The organism is Haladaptatus halobius (assembly GCF_020618475.1).
GTDB classification, from domain to species: Archaea; Halobacteriota; Halobacteria; order Halobacteriales; family Haladaptataceae; genus Haladaptatus; species Haladaptatus halobius.
On record NZ_CP085335.1, the window covers coordinates 650,202 to 666,843 of the forward strand.

Genomic DNA, 16,642 nt, shown 5'->3' on the forward strand with positions numbered 1-16,642 from the left:
AGTTTCTACGAAAAACCGAAATAGATTTTAAACAGTTTTTGAACACACTGTTACTGTATGTCGTATACCGCACAGCGACTGTGGCGGCGATATCGTTCGGTGCCGATCATCTATCGTATCGCGGCCGCGTTCATCCTTGGTTCCGTCGTCGGAATCGTCGTCGGAAAACCGGCAGCGTCCCTCCAACCACTCGGCGATCTGTTCGTCAGGCTTCTCAAGATGGTCATTGTTCCCATCGTCGTCTTCACCCTCATCATGGCCGCCCGGAACCTCTCGCCGAAGAATCTGGGAAAGATCGGCGTCGAGGTCGTCGCGTTGTACCTCCTCACGACGATGGTCGCCATCGCCATCGGACTCGGAATCAGCAACCTCATCGACCCTGGCGTCGGAATCGAACTGGCGAAGAATGCGAACGTCAACGCGGAGAAGGCCCCACCGCTGGGTAAAGTTCTCCTTGGAATCGTCCCCGAGAATCCCATCCACGCGATGGCGGAGGGGCAGATGCTCGGCGTCATCTTCTTCTCGCTCATCTTCGGCATCGGACTGACCGTGGTGCGAGACGAGGCCGAACCAGGGTCGAAACTCGACGACGGCGTCTCGGCCATCTTCGATGCCGTCGAGGTGGGCACGGAAGTGATGTTCAAGGTCGTCTGGGGCGTGATGGAGTACGGCGTCATCGGCGTGTTCGCCCTGATGGCCGCCCTATTCGGCCAGACCGGTATCGGTGCCATCGTCTCGCTGCTCAAGCTCTGTGCGTCGCTGGCCATCGCCATCGCCATTCACATCTCCGTCGTCTACCTGCTCATCATCATGCTCGGACTGGTGGGTAAATCTCCCGTCGACTTCCTGCGCGGCGGGAAAGACGCCATGATGACCGCGCTGAGCATCCGTTCGTCTAGCGGGACGCTCCCGGTTACGATGTCGAACGCGGACGAGAACCTCGGCGTCGACGAGGAAGTCTACAGCTTCTCGCTTCCGCTCGGTGCGACGGTCAACATGGACGGAACCGCGATGTACCTCGGTATCGCCGCCATCTTCACCGCCAACGTGGTCGGCAAGTCGCTCACGCTCGCCGAGCAGTTGAGCGTCCTCCTCACGGCCCTGCTCGCCAGCATCGGGACGGCGGGCGTGCCCGGTGCGAGCCTCATCATGATGTCCGTCGTGTTCACGCAGGTCGGTCTGCCGCTCTCGGCCATCGCCATGGTCGCCGGCGTCGATCCCCTACTCGACCGGATGCGCACCATGAACAACGTCACGGGCGACCTCGCGGTGACGACGCTCGTGGCGAAGTGGAACGACGCCATCGACTTCACCACCGGCGTGTGGGCCGACGCTCCGGCCGACGTCGGCGGCGTAGCCAGCAGCCCGACGACCGACGACTGATTTCTCCCGATTCGATACTCATGACTTCTGATCTAACCAGAGACGCGACGCGAAGCCGCGAGATTGTCGAACGCGCCCGCGAGGTGATTCCGGGCGGCGCGCAGACCGGTCTCCGGGCGCAGGCCTACGACACCGGCGATATCGCTTTCGAACGCGCGAACGGGGCGACCCTCGCGACCGTCGACGGCGAGGAGTACACCGACTACCACCTCGGGTTCGGGCCGATAATCCTCGGGCACACCCATGACGCGGTGGACGAGGCGGCCCGAGAAGCCATCGACGGTGGCGTGCTCTACGGCGCGGGGACGACCCCACTCGAAGTCGAGGTGGCCGAGCGGCTGGTCGACCTCCTGCCGAGCGTCGAGCGGGTCAACTTCTGCAATAGCGGGAGCGAGGCGACCTACCACGCGATCCGCCTCGCCCGCGCGCACACCGGCAACGAGAAGATACTGAAATTCGAGGGCTGCTATCACGGCTGGCACGACTACGTCGACGTGAGCGTCTACCCGCCCGAGGAATGCCTCGGCGAGCGGTATCCGGAATCGGACGGCATGCTCCCGGCGGCCGTCGAGAATACACTCGTCGCCCCGTTCAACGATCCCGAAGCGGTCGCTGAGGCGGTTCGAGAACACGCCGACGACCTCGCCGGCGTCATCCTCGAACCCATCCCGCACTCAGTCGGATGTCTCCTCCCACAGGAGGAGTTCCTCGAAACCCTGCGCGAGGTGACCCGCGACGCCGACGTGCCGCTCATCTTCGACGAGGTCATCACCGGCTTTCGTCACTCGCCGCACGGCGCGCAGGGGGAGTTCGGCGTCACGCCCGACCTGACCTGCGTGGCGAAAGCGCTCGGCAACGGCTACCCCGTCGCGGCGGTGGGCGGCCGGAACGACCTGCTCGCGCAGGCCGGCGGCGACAACGAGACCGGCGTCGTCATCAGCGGGACGTACTCCGGCAACCTTCCGGGACTGGCCGCGGCGCGTGAAACCATCGACACCATCGTGGAAGCTAACGTGCAGGACTACGTTACCGACCTCGGCGAGACGTATCGCGCCGGACTCCGAGATCTGCTCTCCGACCGCGATATCGAGGGGAGGGTCGTCGGCCATCGGAGCATCTTCAGCGTACAGTTCGGCGTGACCGACGAGCCTCGGAGCTACGAGGACGTGCTCGGACTGGACGAAGCGAAGTTCCGCGAGTTCGCCGCCGGAATGCGAGAGCGCGGCCACTTCTTCACGCCGAACCCCTACAAGCGACACCACCTCTCGTTCGCACACGGCGAGGAGCACGCGGAGTCGTACTTAGACGACGCGGACGCCGTGTTGGGGACGCTCTAACCGGGTTCAGCAGGCTTAACCCCATCCGTCCGTTACGAGGTTTCGAATGAGTTCTGCGATACGGATTCAGAATCTGGAGAAGGAGTACGGGGAGGTGCGAGCGCTCGACGGCGTCTCACTCGACGTTCCGCAAGGGTCGTTTTTCGGACTGCTCGGCCCGAACGGCGCGGGGAAGACGACGTTCATCAACGTCCTCGTCGGCCTCGTGAAGAAGTCCGGGGGGACAGCGGAGGTGTTCGGCGCGGACGTGGAAGACGACTACCGCGAGGCTCGAAATCGGATCGGCCTCGCGCCGCAGGAGTTCAACGTCGACCGGTTCTTCCCCATCCGCGAGGTGCTGGAGCACAAGGCGGGCTATCACGGTATTCCGAAAGGGGAGGCGCGAGAGCGGGCCGACGAGGTGCTGAAACAGGTCGGCATCTACGACAAGCGCAACACGCGTTTCGACTGGCTCTCGGGCGGGATGAAGCGTCGGTTCATGCTGGCGCGGGCGCTCATCACCGACCCTGACCTGCTCATACTCGACGAACCGACCGCGGGCGTGGACGTGCAACTCCGCCACGACCTCTGGGACCTCATCACCGACCTGAACGAGAGCGGGACGACCATCCTGCTCACGACCCACTACATCGAGGAGGCGGAACGCCTCTGCGACGAGGTCGCCATCCTCGATTCGGGGGAGATCGTCGAGGTGGCGAGTCCGGAGGAGCTGATGGGTCGCGGGCCGGACAAGGTCACCGTGACCCTGCGGAATCCACCCGAGACCACCCCGTACCTCTCCGCCGGACGCGACGAGATCGAGTCGGTCGAACTGGACGGGGACGACCTCGTCATCACGGCGCAGGAAGGGGGCCTCCTTGCACCGGAACTCGTGCGCGAACTCGACCGGAAGGGCTTCGAGATCGTCCACTTCGACATCTCGCATACTTCGCTCGAAGAGGTGTTCGTGGCGATGACGCGTGACGAAGCGGACGGCGAAGAGCAGGTATCCGCGGTGGCGGACGGAGGGCGGGCGTGACCGGTCTCACCGGTTTCCTCACGCTCACTCGTCGCGAGATCTTGCGCTTCTTGCGGAGGCCGCGGAACACGTTCGTCCCGCCGCTCGTGACGAACGTGCTGTACTTCTCGGTGTTCGGCGTCGTTCTAGGCGGACGCGTAGGGAAGATGGAGTTCAGCGGGGTGACCGTCGACTACATCGTCTTCATCCTCCCCGGACTGGTCGTCCTCGGGGCTATCTCGAACGCGTTCGAGAACTCGTCGTTTTCCATCTTCCACGGCCGGTGGAACCGCTACATCGAAGAGGCGCTCACCTCGCCGATGTCGTACTCGCGGATGGTCGCGGCCTACATCGTCTCCGGAGCGACCCGGGGTCTGCTCGTCGGCATCCTCATCGCCGTCGTCGGCGCGTTCTTCACGCCGGTCGGCGTGGCCCGCCCGCTCTACCTCGTCGCGTTCGCGCTGGTTATCACGCTCCTCTTTTCGAGCATCGGCGTTGTCGGTGGTCTCTGGGCCGACGACTGGGACAACCTGACGATGATGAACCAATTCATCGTCCGCCCGCTCGTCTTCTTCGGCGGTGTCTTCTACACCGTAGAGAGCCTGAAATCGGAAGTCGTTCGCACTCTCACCCTGCTCAATCCGATGGTCTACATGGTAAACGGCGTCCGGTACGGCTTCCTCGGCGCGGCGGAGGTCGACCCGAACGTCTCGCTCGCGGTACTCTCGGGGTTGACCGTCGCGGTGATGGCGCTCGACGCCTACCTGTTCCGACGCGGCTACGGTCTGATGGACTGAGCGACGGATATCCGAGCGGGACGCCGCTAGCCGTCTCTCCGACCCTTTCATACCTGTCTCACTGAATACGAAACCCCTTGTTCGCTCGCCGGGAGTCGTCACTATCGATGAACCCGACAGCGGGTGCGGTGGCGCTCGGTTGCTTGCTCGGCAGCGTCGCGGTCGACGTCTGCGTCCACGAGGCGCTCCACGTCTGTTTTCTTCGGGCGATCGGCGTTTCGTGTTGGATGGAGTATCTTCCGAACCGCGCGACGACCGGCGTCGCCGTCGGTCTGCTCGGCGGGTCGTGGGCGCGCGTGACGCTCTCGGAGATTCCCGAGGCGACGTCGGTTCGCGGACTCCGACTGGCGACGTTGAGTCTCCTGCTCATGCTGACCCCGTTTTCGCTCGTCGCTCTCGGCGCAGCCCCCGACCCGACGACGCTCGAGAACCCGTCGCTGCAACTGGCGACCGTCGGGTGGTTCGCGACTGTCCTTCCGAGTCCGCAGGATTTTGCGATGTTCTGGCGGGCGAATGACCTGCACGGATACACCGACGCCTATCGGGGCGAGTGGTTCGAAACCGCGTGAACGAACTCCGTCCGGTCGGGACGATTCGTTGCAGTGGGGGTTCGTCGTCGGTGACGGACGGAGCCGAGGGACGTGACGGAACCACCTGTCAATTTAAACACCATTCTGAGAAAATTTCGAACGGAAAACATGCCTAACACCGCGAAAATCGTCCTCGGACTCGGCGGAATCTGTATCGGTCTACTCGGCTACCGCTACGCCTACTACCTGTCGCGGTTCGGCGAAGAACTGGACGCCATCGGAAGCACGAGGCCGATGGGCGAGGTCGAACCGACGAACTGGAAGGTAATCCTCACGCAGATTAGCTTCCTCTTTCTGGCCGCGCTCGGAGCGTTCACCGCTCTCTCCGGGATGTTCGCCCCGTAGTCGAGAAGGTGAACCGCTACAACCGTCCGAGAACCGCCTCGGTGACCTCCTCGGTTCCCGCGTCGCCGCCGAGGTCGGGCGTCCGCGGACCGTCTTCCAGCACCGATTCCGTCGCCCCACGAACCGCCCGTCCCTCGTCGTCGTAACCGAGATACTCCAGCAGCATCGCGGCGGAGAACACGGTCGCGCAGGGGTTCGCCACCCCTTCGCCCGCGATGTCCGGGGCAGTGCCGTGGACGGGTTCGAACAGGGCGCGTTCCGGGCCGATGTTCGCCGAGGGGAGCAGCCCCAGACCGCCGACGAGTCCGGCGGCGAGGTCGGAGAGTACGTCGCCAGCGAGGTTCGGGCAGACGACCACGTCGTACTCCTCGGGGTGCAGACAGAGGTGGGTCGCCAGCGCGTCCATCAGGGCCTCGTCGTGGGATACGCCGCGCTCGTCGGCCACGCGAGCCACCGTATCCCGAAAGAGGCCGTCGGTTTCGCGCATCACGTTCGCCTTGTGCGCGACGGTGAACCCGTCTTCGCCGCGCTCGTCGACGTACTCGCAGGCGAACTCGGCGAGTCGCTCGGAGGCGGATTCGGTGACGACGCGGGTCAAGGTCGCAACGTCGTCGCTGAGGCGCGATTCGTGGCCCGCGTAGACGCCCTCCGTGTTCTCGCGGAGGAAGACGAGGTCGGTCTCCGGTCGGAGCGCGTCGGTGCCGGGGTGGGCTCGCGCGGGCCGGACGTTGACGAACGCGTCCACCGCCCGGCGGAGCGGGAGGATGACGTCCGCCGCGGTTTCGCCCGCCGCACCGAACAGGGTGGCGTCCGCGCCGGCGACGACGTCGCGCGTTTCGTCCGGAAGGGCGGTTCCCGTCTCGGCTTTCACCGCGTCGCCGGCGTAGGCCGTGACGAACTCGAACTCCGGCTCCGCGGCTTCGAGGACGCGTCGGGCGGCAGGGACGACTTCCCGCCCGATTCCGTCGCCGGGGACGACCGCGATTTGCTCGGTCATGTGTCGACGTAAGGGAGGCTCCGGGCCGTCTCCTCGATGGCCTGTTCGTTCGACTTCATGAGGGCGGTCGTGTCCCAGATACCCTCCACGAGCGCCTTCCGCTGGGCGTCGTCCACGTTCGCCGCGATTTCGCGGTCGTCGTAGCGCACCGCCTCGCCCGCCACGTCGACCTCGATTTCAACGTCGGGGTTCGATTCAACGTAGTTCTGGAGGTCGGCGATCGCCTCGCCGTCGGCGGTGACGGTCGGAATCCCGAGCGCGAGGCAGTTGCCCGCGAAAATTTCGGCGAAGCTCTCGCCGACGATGGCGTCGATGCCCCAGCGCGCTAGCGCCTGCGGCGCGTGTTCGCGCGAGGAGCCGCAGCCAAAGTTGGCATTGACGACCAGCACGGACGCCTCCCGGTGGTCGTCGTCGTTGAAGGGGTGGTCTTTCTGCTCGTCGTCCTCGTCGAACCGCTGGTCGAAGAACGCGAACTGGCCCAGTCCGTCGAAGGTGACGACCTTCATGAACCGGGCCGGGATTATCTGGTCGGTGTCGATGTCGTTACCCCGAACCGCGATACCGGTTCCCGAGGCCCGCTCGACTTTCTTCACTCCGTCGTCGCTCATGCCGTCGCCACCTCCGACAGTTCGCGCACGTCGGTCACCTCGCCGCGAACCGCGGCGGCGGCGACCATCTCGGGATTCATCAGGACGGTTCGACCCTCCGGACTACCCTGCCGCCCGACAAAGTTGCGATTCGAGGAGGACGCGGAAGCTTCGTCGCCCTCCAACTGATCCGCGTTCATCCCGAGACACATCGAACAGCCCGCGTCGCGCCAGTCGAAGCCGGCCTCGCGGAAGGTTTCGTCCAGTCCCTCTCGCTCCGCGGCGGCTTTCACGCGTTGGCTTCCGGGGACGACCATCGCCCGCACGTCGTCGTGCACTTCGCGGCCCTCGACGACGCTCGCGGCTCGGCGCAGGTCGGGGAGGCGAGCGTTCGTACAGGAGCCGAGGAACGCCACGTCGATGTCGTACCCTTGCATCGTCTCGCCGGGTTCGACGCGCATGTGCTCCTGCGCTTGCTGGGCCGTCTCGCGTTTCGATTCCGGCAGGTCGTCCGGCTCCGGAATCGGCTCCGTGACGCCGACGCCCTGTCCGGGCGTCGTTCCCCACGTTACCATCGGTTCGAGCGCGGAGCCGTCGATCTCCACCACGTCGTCGTAGGTGGCGTCGTCGTCCGACCGCACCGACTCCCAGTAGGGTTTCAGGCGCTCGAACTTCTCGGGGTCGTCCTGAAAGGCGTCCGTCTCGCGCAGGTACTCGAAGGTCGTCTCGTCGGGGTTGACGTAGCCCGCGCGGGCGCCGCCCTCGATGGACATGTTACAGATGCTCATCCGACCTTCCATATCCAAGTTATCGACGGCCTCGCCCGCGTACTCGTAGACGTAGCCGACGCCGCCGTCGGTTCCGAGTCGGCGGATGATCTCGAGGATAACGTCCTTCGCGGAGACGCCCTCTCCGAGGTCGCCCGTCACCCGAATCTGGCGCACGTCCTGCTTTTCCATCGCCACGGTGCCGGTCGCCAACACGTCCCGAATCTGGCTCGTGCCGATACCGAACGCCAGCGCGCCGAACGCTCCGTGCGTGGCGGTGTGGCTGTCGCCGCAGACGACGGTCGTGCCGGGTTGCGTCAGACCTTGCTCCGGACCGATGACGTGGACGATACCTTGGTCGCCCGTTTCGGGTCTCGAGAACTCGATGCCCGATTCGCGGACGTTCGTCTCCAGTTCGGCCATCATCTCCTCCGCGGAGTCGTCGTCGTAGGGCCGCGACTGGTCGGCAGTCGGGACGATGTGGTCGACCGTGGCGTGGGTGCGGTCGGGGTATGCGACCTCCATGTCGCGCTCCCGCAACATGCCGAACGCCTGCGGGCTCGTCACCTCGTGGACGAGGTGGAGACCGACGAACAACTGGGTCTGTCCGGTCGGGAGTTCGGTGACTTTGTGGTTCTCCCACACGGTATCGTACAGCGTGCCTTTGCTCATCGATTCTCCACCTGCTCTTCCGTCTCTACCTGCTTCTCGTAGCCGCGTTCGAACACGCTGTCCGCGTCACCCGCGCCCTCCGGCGGGGTGTGAGGCACGTCGGCCATGGTTTCGGTTTCCTCCTCGGCGTCCTCGTCGGAATCCCCGCCCGCCCGAGAGTCGATTTGATCACCGCCGTCTGTGACGACCGGCCCGCGGTCGAAGACGCGCGTCATCGCCCCCTCGTCGGCGTACGGATGGGTGTGGCTGATGTCGCCCATCGCCCGTCCGTCACCGTCCGATTTTTCAATCATCGGCCGCCACCTCCGTTTTCTCCTCCTCCGGCGACTCCGACACCTCGGCCCACGCGAACAGGTCTCGGAGTTTCTCGCCCACTTCCTCGATGTCGTGGCTCTTCTCGGCCTGCCGCCGCTGGCGGTAGCCCGGGCGTCCGGCCTGATTCTCCAGAATCCACTCGCGGGCGAACTCGCCGTTCTGAACCGCCTCGAGCACTTGCTCCATGTTCTCGCGGGCGTGGTCGTCCACGATGACCTCGCCGCGGGTGAGGCCGCCGTACTCGGCGGTGTCGGAGACCGAATCCCACATCTCGCCGAGGCCGCCCTCGTACATCAGGTCGACGATGAGCTTCATCTCGTTCAGACACTCGAAGTAGGCCATCTCCGGGGAGTAGCCCGCGTCCACGAGCGTCTCGTAGCCGGCCTTGATGAGTTCGGTGATGCCGCCGCAGAGCACGGCTTGCTCGCCGAACAGGTCGGTCTCCGTCTCCTCGCGGAAGGTGGTCTCCACCACGCCCGCCCGGGTGCAGCCGATGGCCTTCGCGTAGGCCAGCGCCTCGGCTTTCGCCTCGCCGCTGGCGTCTCGGTAGATGGCGAGCAGGCCCGGCGTTCCCTCGTCGGCCTCGTAGTTCCGGCGGACGAGGTGGCCGGGTGACTTCGGCGCGACCATCGTCACGTCCACGTCCTCCGGCGGTTCTATCTGTCCGTAGTGGATGTTGAAGCCGTGCGCGAACTGGAGCGTGTCGCCCGGTTCGAGTTCGGGTTCGACGTCGTCGTACACCGCGGGCTGGACGGTGTCCGGAACGAGCACCGAGACGATGTTCGCCTCGCTAGCCGCTTCCTTCGGCGTCGCCACGCGCAGGCCGTCGGCCTCGGCCGCGTCGCGCGAGGACGACCCTTCGCGGAGGCCGACAACCACGTCGACCCCGCTGTCGGCGAGGTTCTGGGCGTGGGCGTGGCCCTGACTGCCGTACCCCAGTACGGCGACCGTCGCGTTCGCAAGTCGTTCGTCGTCCGCGTCACTGTCGTAGTATATCGTCGTGTCGGGTTCGTCTGTCATGGTTTCAGTTGTCGGATGTGTCGGTCGCGTCGCGCGTTTCTTCGCTATCTCGCTCGGGAGTCGGCGCGGTGGAGTGTCCCGGCTCCTCGCCGGGCGTGGTCGGCGTGTCGCCGCGGGCGAGCGCGGTCTGGCCGGTTCGGGCGATCTCGATGATGCCGAACTGTCGGAAGGCGTCGACCGCGTCGTCTATCTTCTGCTGGTCGCCAGTGATCTCCACCGTGATGGTTCGCGGCCCGGCGTCCAACGTCCGTCCCTCGTACATCTGCGTGATCGCGTGAACCTTGTCCGGCTCGTCGCCGCGAACCTTCAGGAGCACCAACTCGCCCCGAACGGCGTCGTCGTCCAGTTCGCCCACCTGGATGACGGGCTTGAGCTTCGTCAGCTGTTTTTTCACCTGGTCGATGCCGGGGTCGGTCTCCTCGACCACGAGCGTGATGCGGGCGTGACCCTCGACCGTCGTCGGGCCGACCGTCAGGCTCTCGATGTTGAACCGCCGCCGGGAGAACAGCCCGGAGACGCGCGATAGGACGCCCGGTTCGTGCTCGACCAGCGCGGAGACGACCGCGGTTCGGTACCGGGGTTCAGCCTCCGCCTCCGGGTCGACCCGGATGCCCTGCTCGTTGCGGCGACCCTCGGGATGAGGGCGCTCTTTCGGAGCGGGACCGGGCATCCCGGACGACGGCACGTCCGACTCGGCTTCCGCGGCCGACTCCGGTCGGTCTTCCACCGAGAACTCCGACTTGGCGTCGTCGCCGGAACTCTCGACCGCGTCCTCACCGCTCATAGTTGCTCCTCCGACAGGGCGAACTTCCCGTTCGCGCCGCCGCTTGCGACCATCGGGTAGACGTTCTCGGCGGGGTCGATGTGGAAGTCGATGACCGCCGGACCGTCGTAGGCCAGCGCCGATTTGATGGTGTCCGGCACCTCGTCGTAGGTGTCGACCCGGAAGCCCTGCGCGCCGAACGCCTCGGCCAGCTTGTCGAACTGCGGACACCAGTCGTAGTCGGCGGCCATCCGTCGGCCCTCGAAGAAGGCGTCCTGCCACTGGCGGACCATTCCGATGTACTCGTTGTTGAGCACGGCGACCGTGATGTCGAGGTTCTCCCGAACCGCCACCGAGAGTTCCTGTATCGTCATCAGGAACGAACCGTCGCCGTCGACGCAGACCACCTGCTGGTCGTCGTCCGCGGCGAGGCGAGCGCCGACGGCGGCGGGGAGACCGTACCCCATCGTGCCGAGGCCGTGCGAGGAGATCCACCTCCGGGGGCTGCGGAACGTCCAGAACTGGGCGGCCCACATCTGGTGTTGTCCGACGCCGGTCGTGACGATGGTGTCGTCCGGCGTCGCCTCGTCCAGCGCCTCGACGACGAACTGCGGCTTGAGCGGTTCGTCCTCGGGCGTCCCGTAGGCCAGCGGATACTCCTCCTTCCACGTCCGGCACTGCTCGCGCCACTCCTGCCAGCGGTCGCCGGTGCGTCCCGACGACCGCCCGTCCGGCGAACTCGACATCGCCGCGTGGAGCTGGTCGACGACCGTTCCAGCGTCGCCGATAAGCGGGTAGTCGGCGTGGACGTTCTTCGATATCTCGGCGGGGTCGATGTCGACGTGGACGACCTCCGCCTCGGGCGCGAAGGTGTCGACGCCGCCGGTCAGCCGGTCGTCGAACCGACAGCCGACGGCGATCAACGTATCGCAGTGCGTGACGGCCATGTTGGCGTAACCGGTGCCGTGCATGCCCGCCCACGACAGGCAGAGGTCGTGGTCTTCGGGTATCGAGCCGATGGCGGGCATCGTCGTCACGACCGGGATTCCGTGCTCGACGGCGAAGCGCCGCGCCTCCTCGCAGGCTTCGCCTTTGACGACGCCGCCGCCGAACAGGAGCAGCGGTTTCTCCGCGCGCTTAATGGCGTCGGCCGCGGCCGCGACCGCCTCGGAATCGGCTTCCTCCCGCGGCGAGTAGGTCGACGGCGTCTCGGTGGGGCCGGGTTCGCGGTCGGTCTCGTCCATCGTGGTGTCCTTCGGCAGGTCGACGAGCGTCGGCCCGGGACGCCCCTCGTCGGCGAGGGCGAACGCCTCGCCGACGACGTCGCCGACCGAGTCCGCATCGCCCGCGAAGTAGTTGTGCTTCGTGATGGGGGCGGTGACGCCGGTCGTGTCCGTTTCCTGGAAGGCGTCGGAGCCGACCATGGTCGAGGGAACCTGCCCCGTCAGCGCGAGCATCGCGTCCGAATCCATGTTGGCGTCGGCGATGCCGGTGACGAGGTTCGTCGCCCCCGGCCCGGAGGTGGCGAGGCAGACGCCCGGTTCGCCTTTGACGACACCGTAGGCGTCCGCGGCGTGGGCCGCACCCTGCTCGTGGGCCATCGTGACGTGGCGGATGTCCGAGTCGAACAGCGCGTCGTAGACGGGCATGATGGCGCCGCCCTGCACGCCGAACATCGCTTCGACGCCGACCGCTTCGAGCGCGGCGACGATCGCGCTCGCGCCCGTCGCCTCCGCCTCGTTCGATTCTCGGTCGGTTCCGTCGCTCTCCTCCGTCTCTCGGGAGACGGCGTCGACTACCGGCTCGCTCACGGTGTGTTCACCTCGATTCGTCGGTCGTTCGTCGGTCGATACGTGCTTGCTGTCGTTCGTGTCTTTGACATCGGTTTCTGCGCGTGCTCGGTACTGTTCGGTGGCGATTCGGTAGGGGTCGGGGAGAAGGAAGGTAGAGGGGCGGTTATGCCCCTACAATAATGAGTACGCGCTCGGCAGCCTCGACGCTCGACACCTGCGGATTCGGAGTCGTGCGCGACTGTCGCATCTCTGGTTGTACGTTTCTTACCTCGACGGAAATAGCCCTTGCGCGGCGGGCAATACTTGCCTCGCGGTAGCCCGTCCCGTGGCAGTTGCTCACGAGGCGTCGCGCGAACGCGGGAGGTCATGGTCAGGCCGTCGCCTCCTCCCGAGAATCGACGCCCAGTTCGCGGGCGTATCGTCGAACGTCGCCCACGGTGACGCGCTCCTTCTCGGCGCCGCGGTCTTTGACGCGGCGCGTTATCTGCCGGACTTCCGTGTCGGTGGGGTCGAACCCGGCTTGTCGCAGGTGCTTGCGAACCGAATGGGTGCCGGTGTGTTTGCCGAGGACGAACTCCCGGTTCGCGCCGACCATCTCGGGCGTCATCACGCCCGTCTCGAACGTGTCGCTGTTCTCGATGACGCCGGCGGCGTGGATTCCGCTCTCGTGGGCGAAGGCGTTCGCGCCCACCACCGGCTTGTTCGCGGGGACGCTCACGTCGCTGCAGCGTTCGATCAACTCGGAAACGGTGGCGATCTGCGGCGTGTCGATGCCGGTATCGACGCCGTAGACGCTCTCGGCGGCCATGACGACCTCCTCGAAGGCGGCGTTTCCGGCGCGCTCGCCGATTCCGTTGACGCTCACCTGCACCTGCTCAGCGCCCGCTTCGAGACCGGCCATCGCGTTCGCGGTCGCCATCCCGAAGTCGTCGTGCGTGTGCACGTCGATGCGAGCGTCGGTGTGCTCGCGGATTCGCGCTATCAGGTCGGCGAATCGTCCGGGTGTGGCGACCCCGCAGGTGTCGGGGACGTTTATCCACTCCACGCCGGCGTCGGTGACGGCTTCGACGACCTCGCCCATGTACTCGGGGTCGGTTCGGGTCGCGTCCATCGGCGAGAACATCGGAATCGCACCCGCCTCGGCGACTCGCTCGACCGCCTCCACGGCCCGCGATTTTACTTCGTCCCGCGTGGCGTGCATCGAATCCTCGATCTGCACGTCGCTGGTCGAAGCGAAGACGTGAACCATCTCCGCGCCGGTGTCGAGCGCGGTCTCCACGTCCCCGTCCACGACGCGAGCTAACGCGCAGGTGGTCGCCCGCGTCGAGTCGGCGATGTCGCTGACGGCCTCGAACTCGGCGTCGCCATTGGCGGGGAACCCGGCCTCGATGACGTGGGTTCCCATCTCGTCCAGCGTCGCCGCTATCTCGCGCTTCTCGTCGGGCGAGAACGAAGTGCGTGGCGTCTGCTCACCGTCGCGGAGCGTCGTGTCGAAAACTCTGACTGTCTCAATCTCGTCGGTGTGGGCTAACGTGCCCTCGAAGAACTCGACCCCCCCTCTCGGAGGTGGTGTCATTTTCTGACATTGTACTCGATTGGAGTGGCGAACTTCTATTTAAGCGTTGCGCTCAGACAGGTCGTTTCAGCGCCCGAGAACGACGGTTCGGTTCGCGGATTCGGTAAAATCGCGTGCCATCGTCGGAGTGGTATGACATTAGATTGTTTAAGGGGCCTGAATCGATGGCCGGTAGCGTCGCGTCGACGGGCATGCTATCGGACTCATTCGAGGTCGATTCGCGGCGCTATCTTCCGCACCCGCGGTTGCGATGTCCGTCCGCAGACGGTCGCCGCGCGAAAAACGACGGGGGCAATTATCGTTCGGTCGCCAACTTAGCTACCGCCGTCGGACTGGTTTCCGCCCGTCTGATTGCCGCCGGTTTGGTTGCCGCCGCCGGTCGTCTGGGTGTCGCCACCCCCACCACCGCCACCCTGTTGCTGTTGCCACCAGTCGTCGTTTTCGAGGATATTGGTCTCCTCGTTCTCGGGAATCGTGCTGAAGTTAACCGTCACGAGGAACGCGGAGTCGCCGAAGACGGTGAACTCCTGATCCATCTCGTAGACGTTCGGCTGCTGGGAATCCTGTTGGTCGGTCACGAAGCCGAGGTTGTCGTTGAACTGACCGATGTTCGCGTCCCGCGCGACGAATAACGGCACCTGTTCGTTCGTGTTCAGGTACCGAATCATGCGCGTCTGGTAGTTCGTCCAGACGTTGTCCTGCACTTCCGGCACGTTCGGAACCCACTGAACGACGCCCGAGGTGAACACGAATCGTGCACCCGGTCGGAACGAGTTCTGTAAGATCAGCCCTTTCGGTCCCTCTTGGAGTGCCGTCGCGTTAGCTCCCGTCTCGGCGCTCGCGGCACCGCTTCCGAGGGTGAGCGCGGTGCCGACCGACGCGAGGGCACCCGTCTTGAGGAACGTTCGTCGTGTCGATGCGTCTTGCTCGTCTGCTCGCTGATTCTCATCGGTAGGCATCGTTGTCCCTCCGAGGACGATTGTGCGTTCCAGACGAGTCTCAAAAAGACGGGGTGACCGTTTTTCACCCGCCCCGCGCGCAACGGTCGAATCAGTACGCTGGGTTTGCCGGCTCGTAATCGGCTCTTCAGCGGACGGGGCGACCGAGATGGCCGACGGAATAAGTGCAATTTCGGGCGTTAATGACGCCGTTTCGTTCTATAACGGGACGGTTTCGATGGTCGTGTTGGTAGCTACTGTCGAGCCTCGTCACGCCCTCACTCGGTTGCCCGTTGCCGCCGCGGTTGCAAGCCGTCAGTGTCCTTCCGTCGTCTCGTACCCCGTCACGTCCTCGAACGACGCGCCGAACCGCGCTTCGAACAGCGAGTGCATCCGGTCTTCCAGCTCCGGCAACTCGCTTCCCGCTTCGCCTTCGCTTCCGTGAACCGCCTCGTGGACGCGCTGGGCACAACTCAGCATCGTCACGTCGGCGACCACGTCCGCGGTCTTCTCGATGCGGAACGAGTCCACGACCGTACCGTCGACGGCGGCGGACGACCGAGTGTTCGAAGAGAAGGTAACAGACGAGGAGGCGAACTGCGGCGGGCGTGGTAGTCGTGGTGGTATCTTCTGCGGCTTCTTCGTCTCCTATCGTTTGAAGACGACCGCCGCTCCACGCTGAATATCGAACGAAGCGCGGTCACCCCGTGATATCGGCGTGTTGCGTCCCTGCGTGACGATTCGAACGTCGGAGATGGGGGCGGAATCCGGCTCGACGATGTAGTTCGTCTGGTCGCCCTGAAAGTAGCGTTCGGTGACGACGCCCCGAAAGGTACCGCCGTTGCTGGCGAGCGAGAAGTCCTCCGGGCGAATCGAGACGGTCACCGGCCCCTCGTCAACGCGCTTTTCGTGCGGGAACGAGACGTTTCCGTCGCCGATCTCTATCGTCGTCGTCCCGTTCTCCGTTCGCGCGCGTCCCTCGAACAGGTTGGTGTCGCCGATGAAATCAGCGACGAAGGCGCTCGCGGGTTCGCGGTAGATCTTTTCGGGCGTTCCGACCTGCTCGATGCGACCGTCGTTCATCACGGCCATCCGGTCGGAGAGCGTCATCGCAACTTCCTGGTCGTGCGTGACGTAGAAGAACGACCCCTCGGTCTTCTCGTGAATCTTGCGGAGTTCGACCTGCATCTGCTTGCGGAGTTTTCGGTCGAGGCTCGACAGGGGTTCGTCGAAGAGGAGGACGCTCGGTTCGTTGACGAGCGCCCGCGCGAGTGCGACGCGCTGTTGCTGGCCGCCCGAAAGTTCGTTCGGATTGCGGTCTTCGAACCCGCCCAAATCGACCAGTTCGAGGTACTCGCTCGCTTTCCGTTTTCGCGCTGCTTTGCCGACACCGGACTTCTTCAGCCCGTACTCGACGTTCTCGCCGACGGTCATGTGGGGAAACAGGGAGAGATGCTGGAAGACGAGGTTTGTGTCCCGAGCGTTCGGCGGGACGCCGGTCATGTCCTTCCCATTGAGGGAGACGGTCCCTCTCGTCGGCGTTTCGAACCCGCTTATCATCCGGAGCGTCGTGGTCTTTCCACACCCCGAGGGACCGACGAGCGAGAAAAACTCCCCCATTCGAATCGTGAAATCGATATCGTCCACCGCCGTCACCTCGTCGTACTCCTTGTGGACTCCCTGTAAATCGATGAGAACGTCGCCTTCTGGCATACGACACGGTTTCTCACCCAAAAGTATAAATCTATCGTGACATTTAACTAAT

The 16,642-nt window shown here is 65.0% G+C and carries 19 protein-coding genes; 7 read left to right on the forward strand and 12 right to left on the reverse strand.

What is annotated here, in order from left to right; genetic code table 11:
• Positions 1-57 precede the first annotated feature (57 nt).
• From LIW51_RS03730 to LIW51_RS03755, 6 genes are all read left to right on the forward strand, one after another.
• A complete protein-coding gene (locus tag LIW51_RS03730) occupies positions 58-1,383 on the forward strand; it encodes a dicarboxylate/amino acid:cation symporter (RefSeq protein ID WP_227375885.1) in 1,326 nt (441 codons plus the stop codon).
• Positions 1,384-1,403: 20 nt separating this feature from the next.
• A complete protein-coding gene (locus tag LIW51_RS03735; protein WP_227375886.1) occupies positions 1,404-2,720 on the forward strand; it encodes an aspartate aminotransferase family protein in 1,317 nt (438 codons plus the stop codon).
• A 46-nt stretch (positions 2,721-2,766) separates the two neighbouring features.
• A complete protein-coding gene (locus LIW51_RS03740) occupies positions 2,767-3,738 on the forward strand; it encodes an ABC transporter ATP-binding protein (RefSeq protein ID WP_227375887.1) in 972 nt (323 codons plus the stop codon).
• The gene (locus LIW51_RS03745; protein ID WP_227375888.1) at positions 3,735-4,514 is read left to right on the forward strand and encodes an ABC transporter permease; all 780 of its coding nucleotides are present in this window, start codon (positions 3,735-3,737) and stop codon (positions 4,512-4,514) included. The genes LIW51_RS03740 and LIW51_RS03745 overlap by 4 nt, the downstream gene beginning before the upstream one ends.
• A gap of 107 nt (positions 4,515-4,621) precedes the next feature.
• Positions 4,622-5,083, forward strand: coding sequence for a hypothetical protein (locus LIW51_RS03750; RefSeq protein WP_227375889.1), 462 nt, complete (start codon positions 4,622-4,624; stop codon positions 5,081-5,083).
• Between the two features lie 129 nt (positions 5,084-5,212).
• Positions 5,213-5,449 carry a hypothetical protein gene (locus LIW51_RS03755; protein ID WP_227375890.1) on the forward strand — a complete coding sequence of 79 codons (237 nt, stop codon included), beginning with the start codon at positions 5,213-5,215 and terminating at the stop codon, positions 5,447-5,449.
• 16 nt (positions 5,450-5,465) lie between these two features.
• Here LIW51_RS03755 and LIW51_RS03760 read toward each other — a convergent pair whose 3' ends face one another.
• From LIW51_RS03760 to LIW51_RS03810, 11 genes are all read right to left on the reverse strand, one after another.
• Positions 5,466-6,446, reverse strand: coding sequence for an isocitrate/isopropylmalate dehydrogenase family protein (locus LIW51_RS03760; protein WP_227375891.1), 981 nt, complete (start codon positions 6,444-6,446; stop codon positions 5,466-5,468).
• Complete coding sequence (gene leuD / locus LIW51_RS03765) at positions 6,443-7,054, reverse strand: 3-isopropylmalate dehydratase small subunit (protein ID WP_227375892.1); 612 nt, start codon at positions 7,052-7,054, stop codon at positions 6,443-6,445. The genes LIW51_RS03760 and leuD overlap by 4 nt, the downstream gene beginning before the upstream one ends.
• A complete protein-coding gene (leuC, locus tag LIW51_RS03770) occupies positions 7,051-8,472 on the reverse strand; it encodes a 3-isopropylmalate dehydratase large subunit (protein ID WP_227375893.1) in 1,422 nt (473 codons plus the stop codon). The genes leuD and leuC overlap by 4 nt, the downstream gene beginning before the upstream one ends.
• Positions 8,469-8,765, reverse strand: coding sequence for a DUF7989 family protein (locus tag LIW51_RS03775; RefSeq protein WP_227375894.1), 297 nt, complete (start codon positions 8,763-8,765; stop codon positions 8,469-8,471). The genes leuC and LIW51_RS03775 overlap by 4 nt, the downstream gene beginning before the upstream one ends.
• Entirely contained in the window at positions 8,758-9,807 is a 1,050-nt protein-coding gene (ilvC, locus tag LIW51_RS03780) for a ketol-acid reductoisomerase (RefSeq protein WP_227375895.1), read from the reverse strand. The genes LIW51_RS03775 and ilvC overlap by 8 nt, the downstream gene beginning before the upstream one ends.
• 4 nt (positions 9,808-9,811) lie before the next feature.
• The gene (ilvN, locus tag LIW51_RS03785; RefSeq protein WP_227376733.1) at positions 9,812-10,477 is read right to left on the reverse strand and encodes an acetolactate synthase small subunit; all 666 of its coding nucleotides are present in this window, start codon (positions 10,475-10,477) and stop codon (positions 9,812-9,814) included.
• Between the two features lie 110 nt (positions 10,478-10,587).
• Positions 10,588-12,381, reverse strand: a complete 1,794-nt coding sequence (gene ilvB / locus LIW51_RS03790; RefSeq protein ID WP_227375896.1) for a biosynthetic-type acetolactate synthase large subunit — start codon at positions 12,379-12,381, stop codon at positions 10,588-10,590.
• A 145-nt stretch (positions 12,382-12,526) separates the two neighbouring features.
• Positions 12,527-12,703 (reverse strand): hypothetical protein, encoded by a 177-nt coding sequence (locus tag LIW51_RS03795; protein ID WP_227375897.1) that lies wholly within the window; start codon positions 12,701-12,703, stop codon positions 12,527-12,529.
• A gap of 30 nt (positions 12,704-12,733) precedes the next feature.
• Entirely contained in the window at positions 12,734-13,939 is a 1,206-nt protein-coding gene (locus LIW51_RS03800; RefSeq protein ID WP_227375898.1) for a LeuA family protein, read from the reverse strand.
• Positions 13,940-14,253: 314 nt separating this feature from the next.
• A complete protein-coding gene (locus LIW51_RS03805; protein ID WP_227375899.1) occupies positions 14,254-14,898 on the reverse strand; it encodes a twin-arginine translocation signal domain-containing protein in 645 nt (214 codons plus the stop codon).
• A 294-nt stretch (positions 14,899-15,192) separates the two neighbouring features.
• Entirely contained in the window at positions 15,193-15,408 is a 216-nt protein-coding gene (locus tag LIW51_RS03810) for a DUF7545 family protein (RefSeq protein WP_227375900.1), read from the reverse strand.
• Here LIW51_RS03810 and LIW51_RS03815 point away from each other — a divergent pair.
• Complete coding sequence (locus LIW51_RS03815) at positions 15,392-15,559, forward strand: hypothetical protein (RefSeq protein WP_227375901.1); 168 nt, start codon at positions 15,392-15,394, stop codon at positions 15,557-15,559. The genes LIW51_RS03810 and LIW51_RS03815 overlap by 17 nt on opposite strands.
• Here the strand turns inward: LIW51_RS03815 and LIW51_RS03820 are convergent.
• Complete coding sequence (locus LIW51_RS03820) at positions 15,526-16,590, reverse strand: ABC transporter ATP-binding protein (protein WP_227375902.1); 1,065 nt, start codon at positions 16,588-16,590, stop codon at positions 15,526-15,528. The two genes, LIW51_RS03815 and LIW51_RS03820, sit on opposite strands and share 34 nt — an antisense overlap.
• Positions 16,591-16,642: the final 52 nt, after the last annotated feature.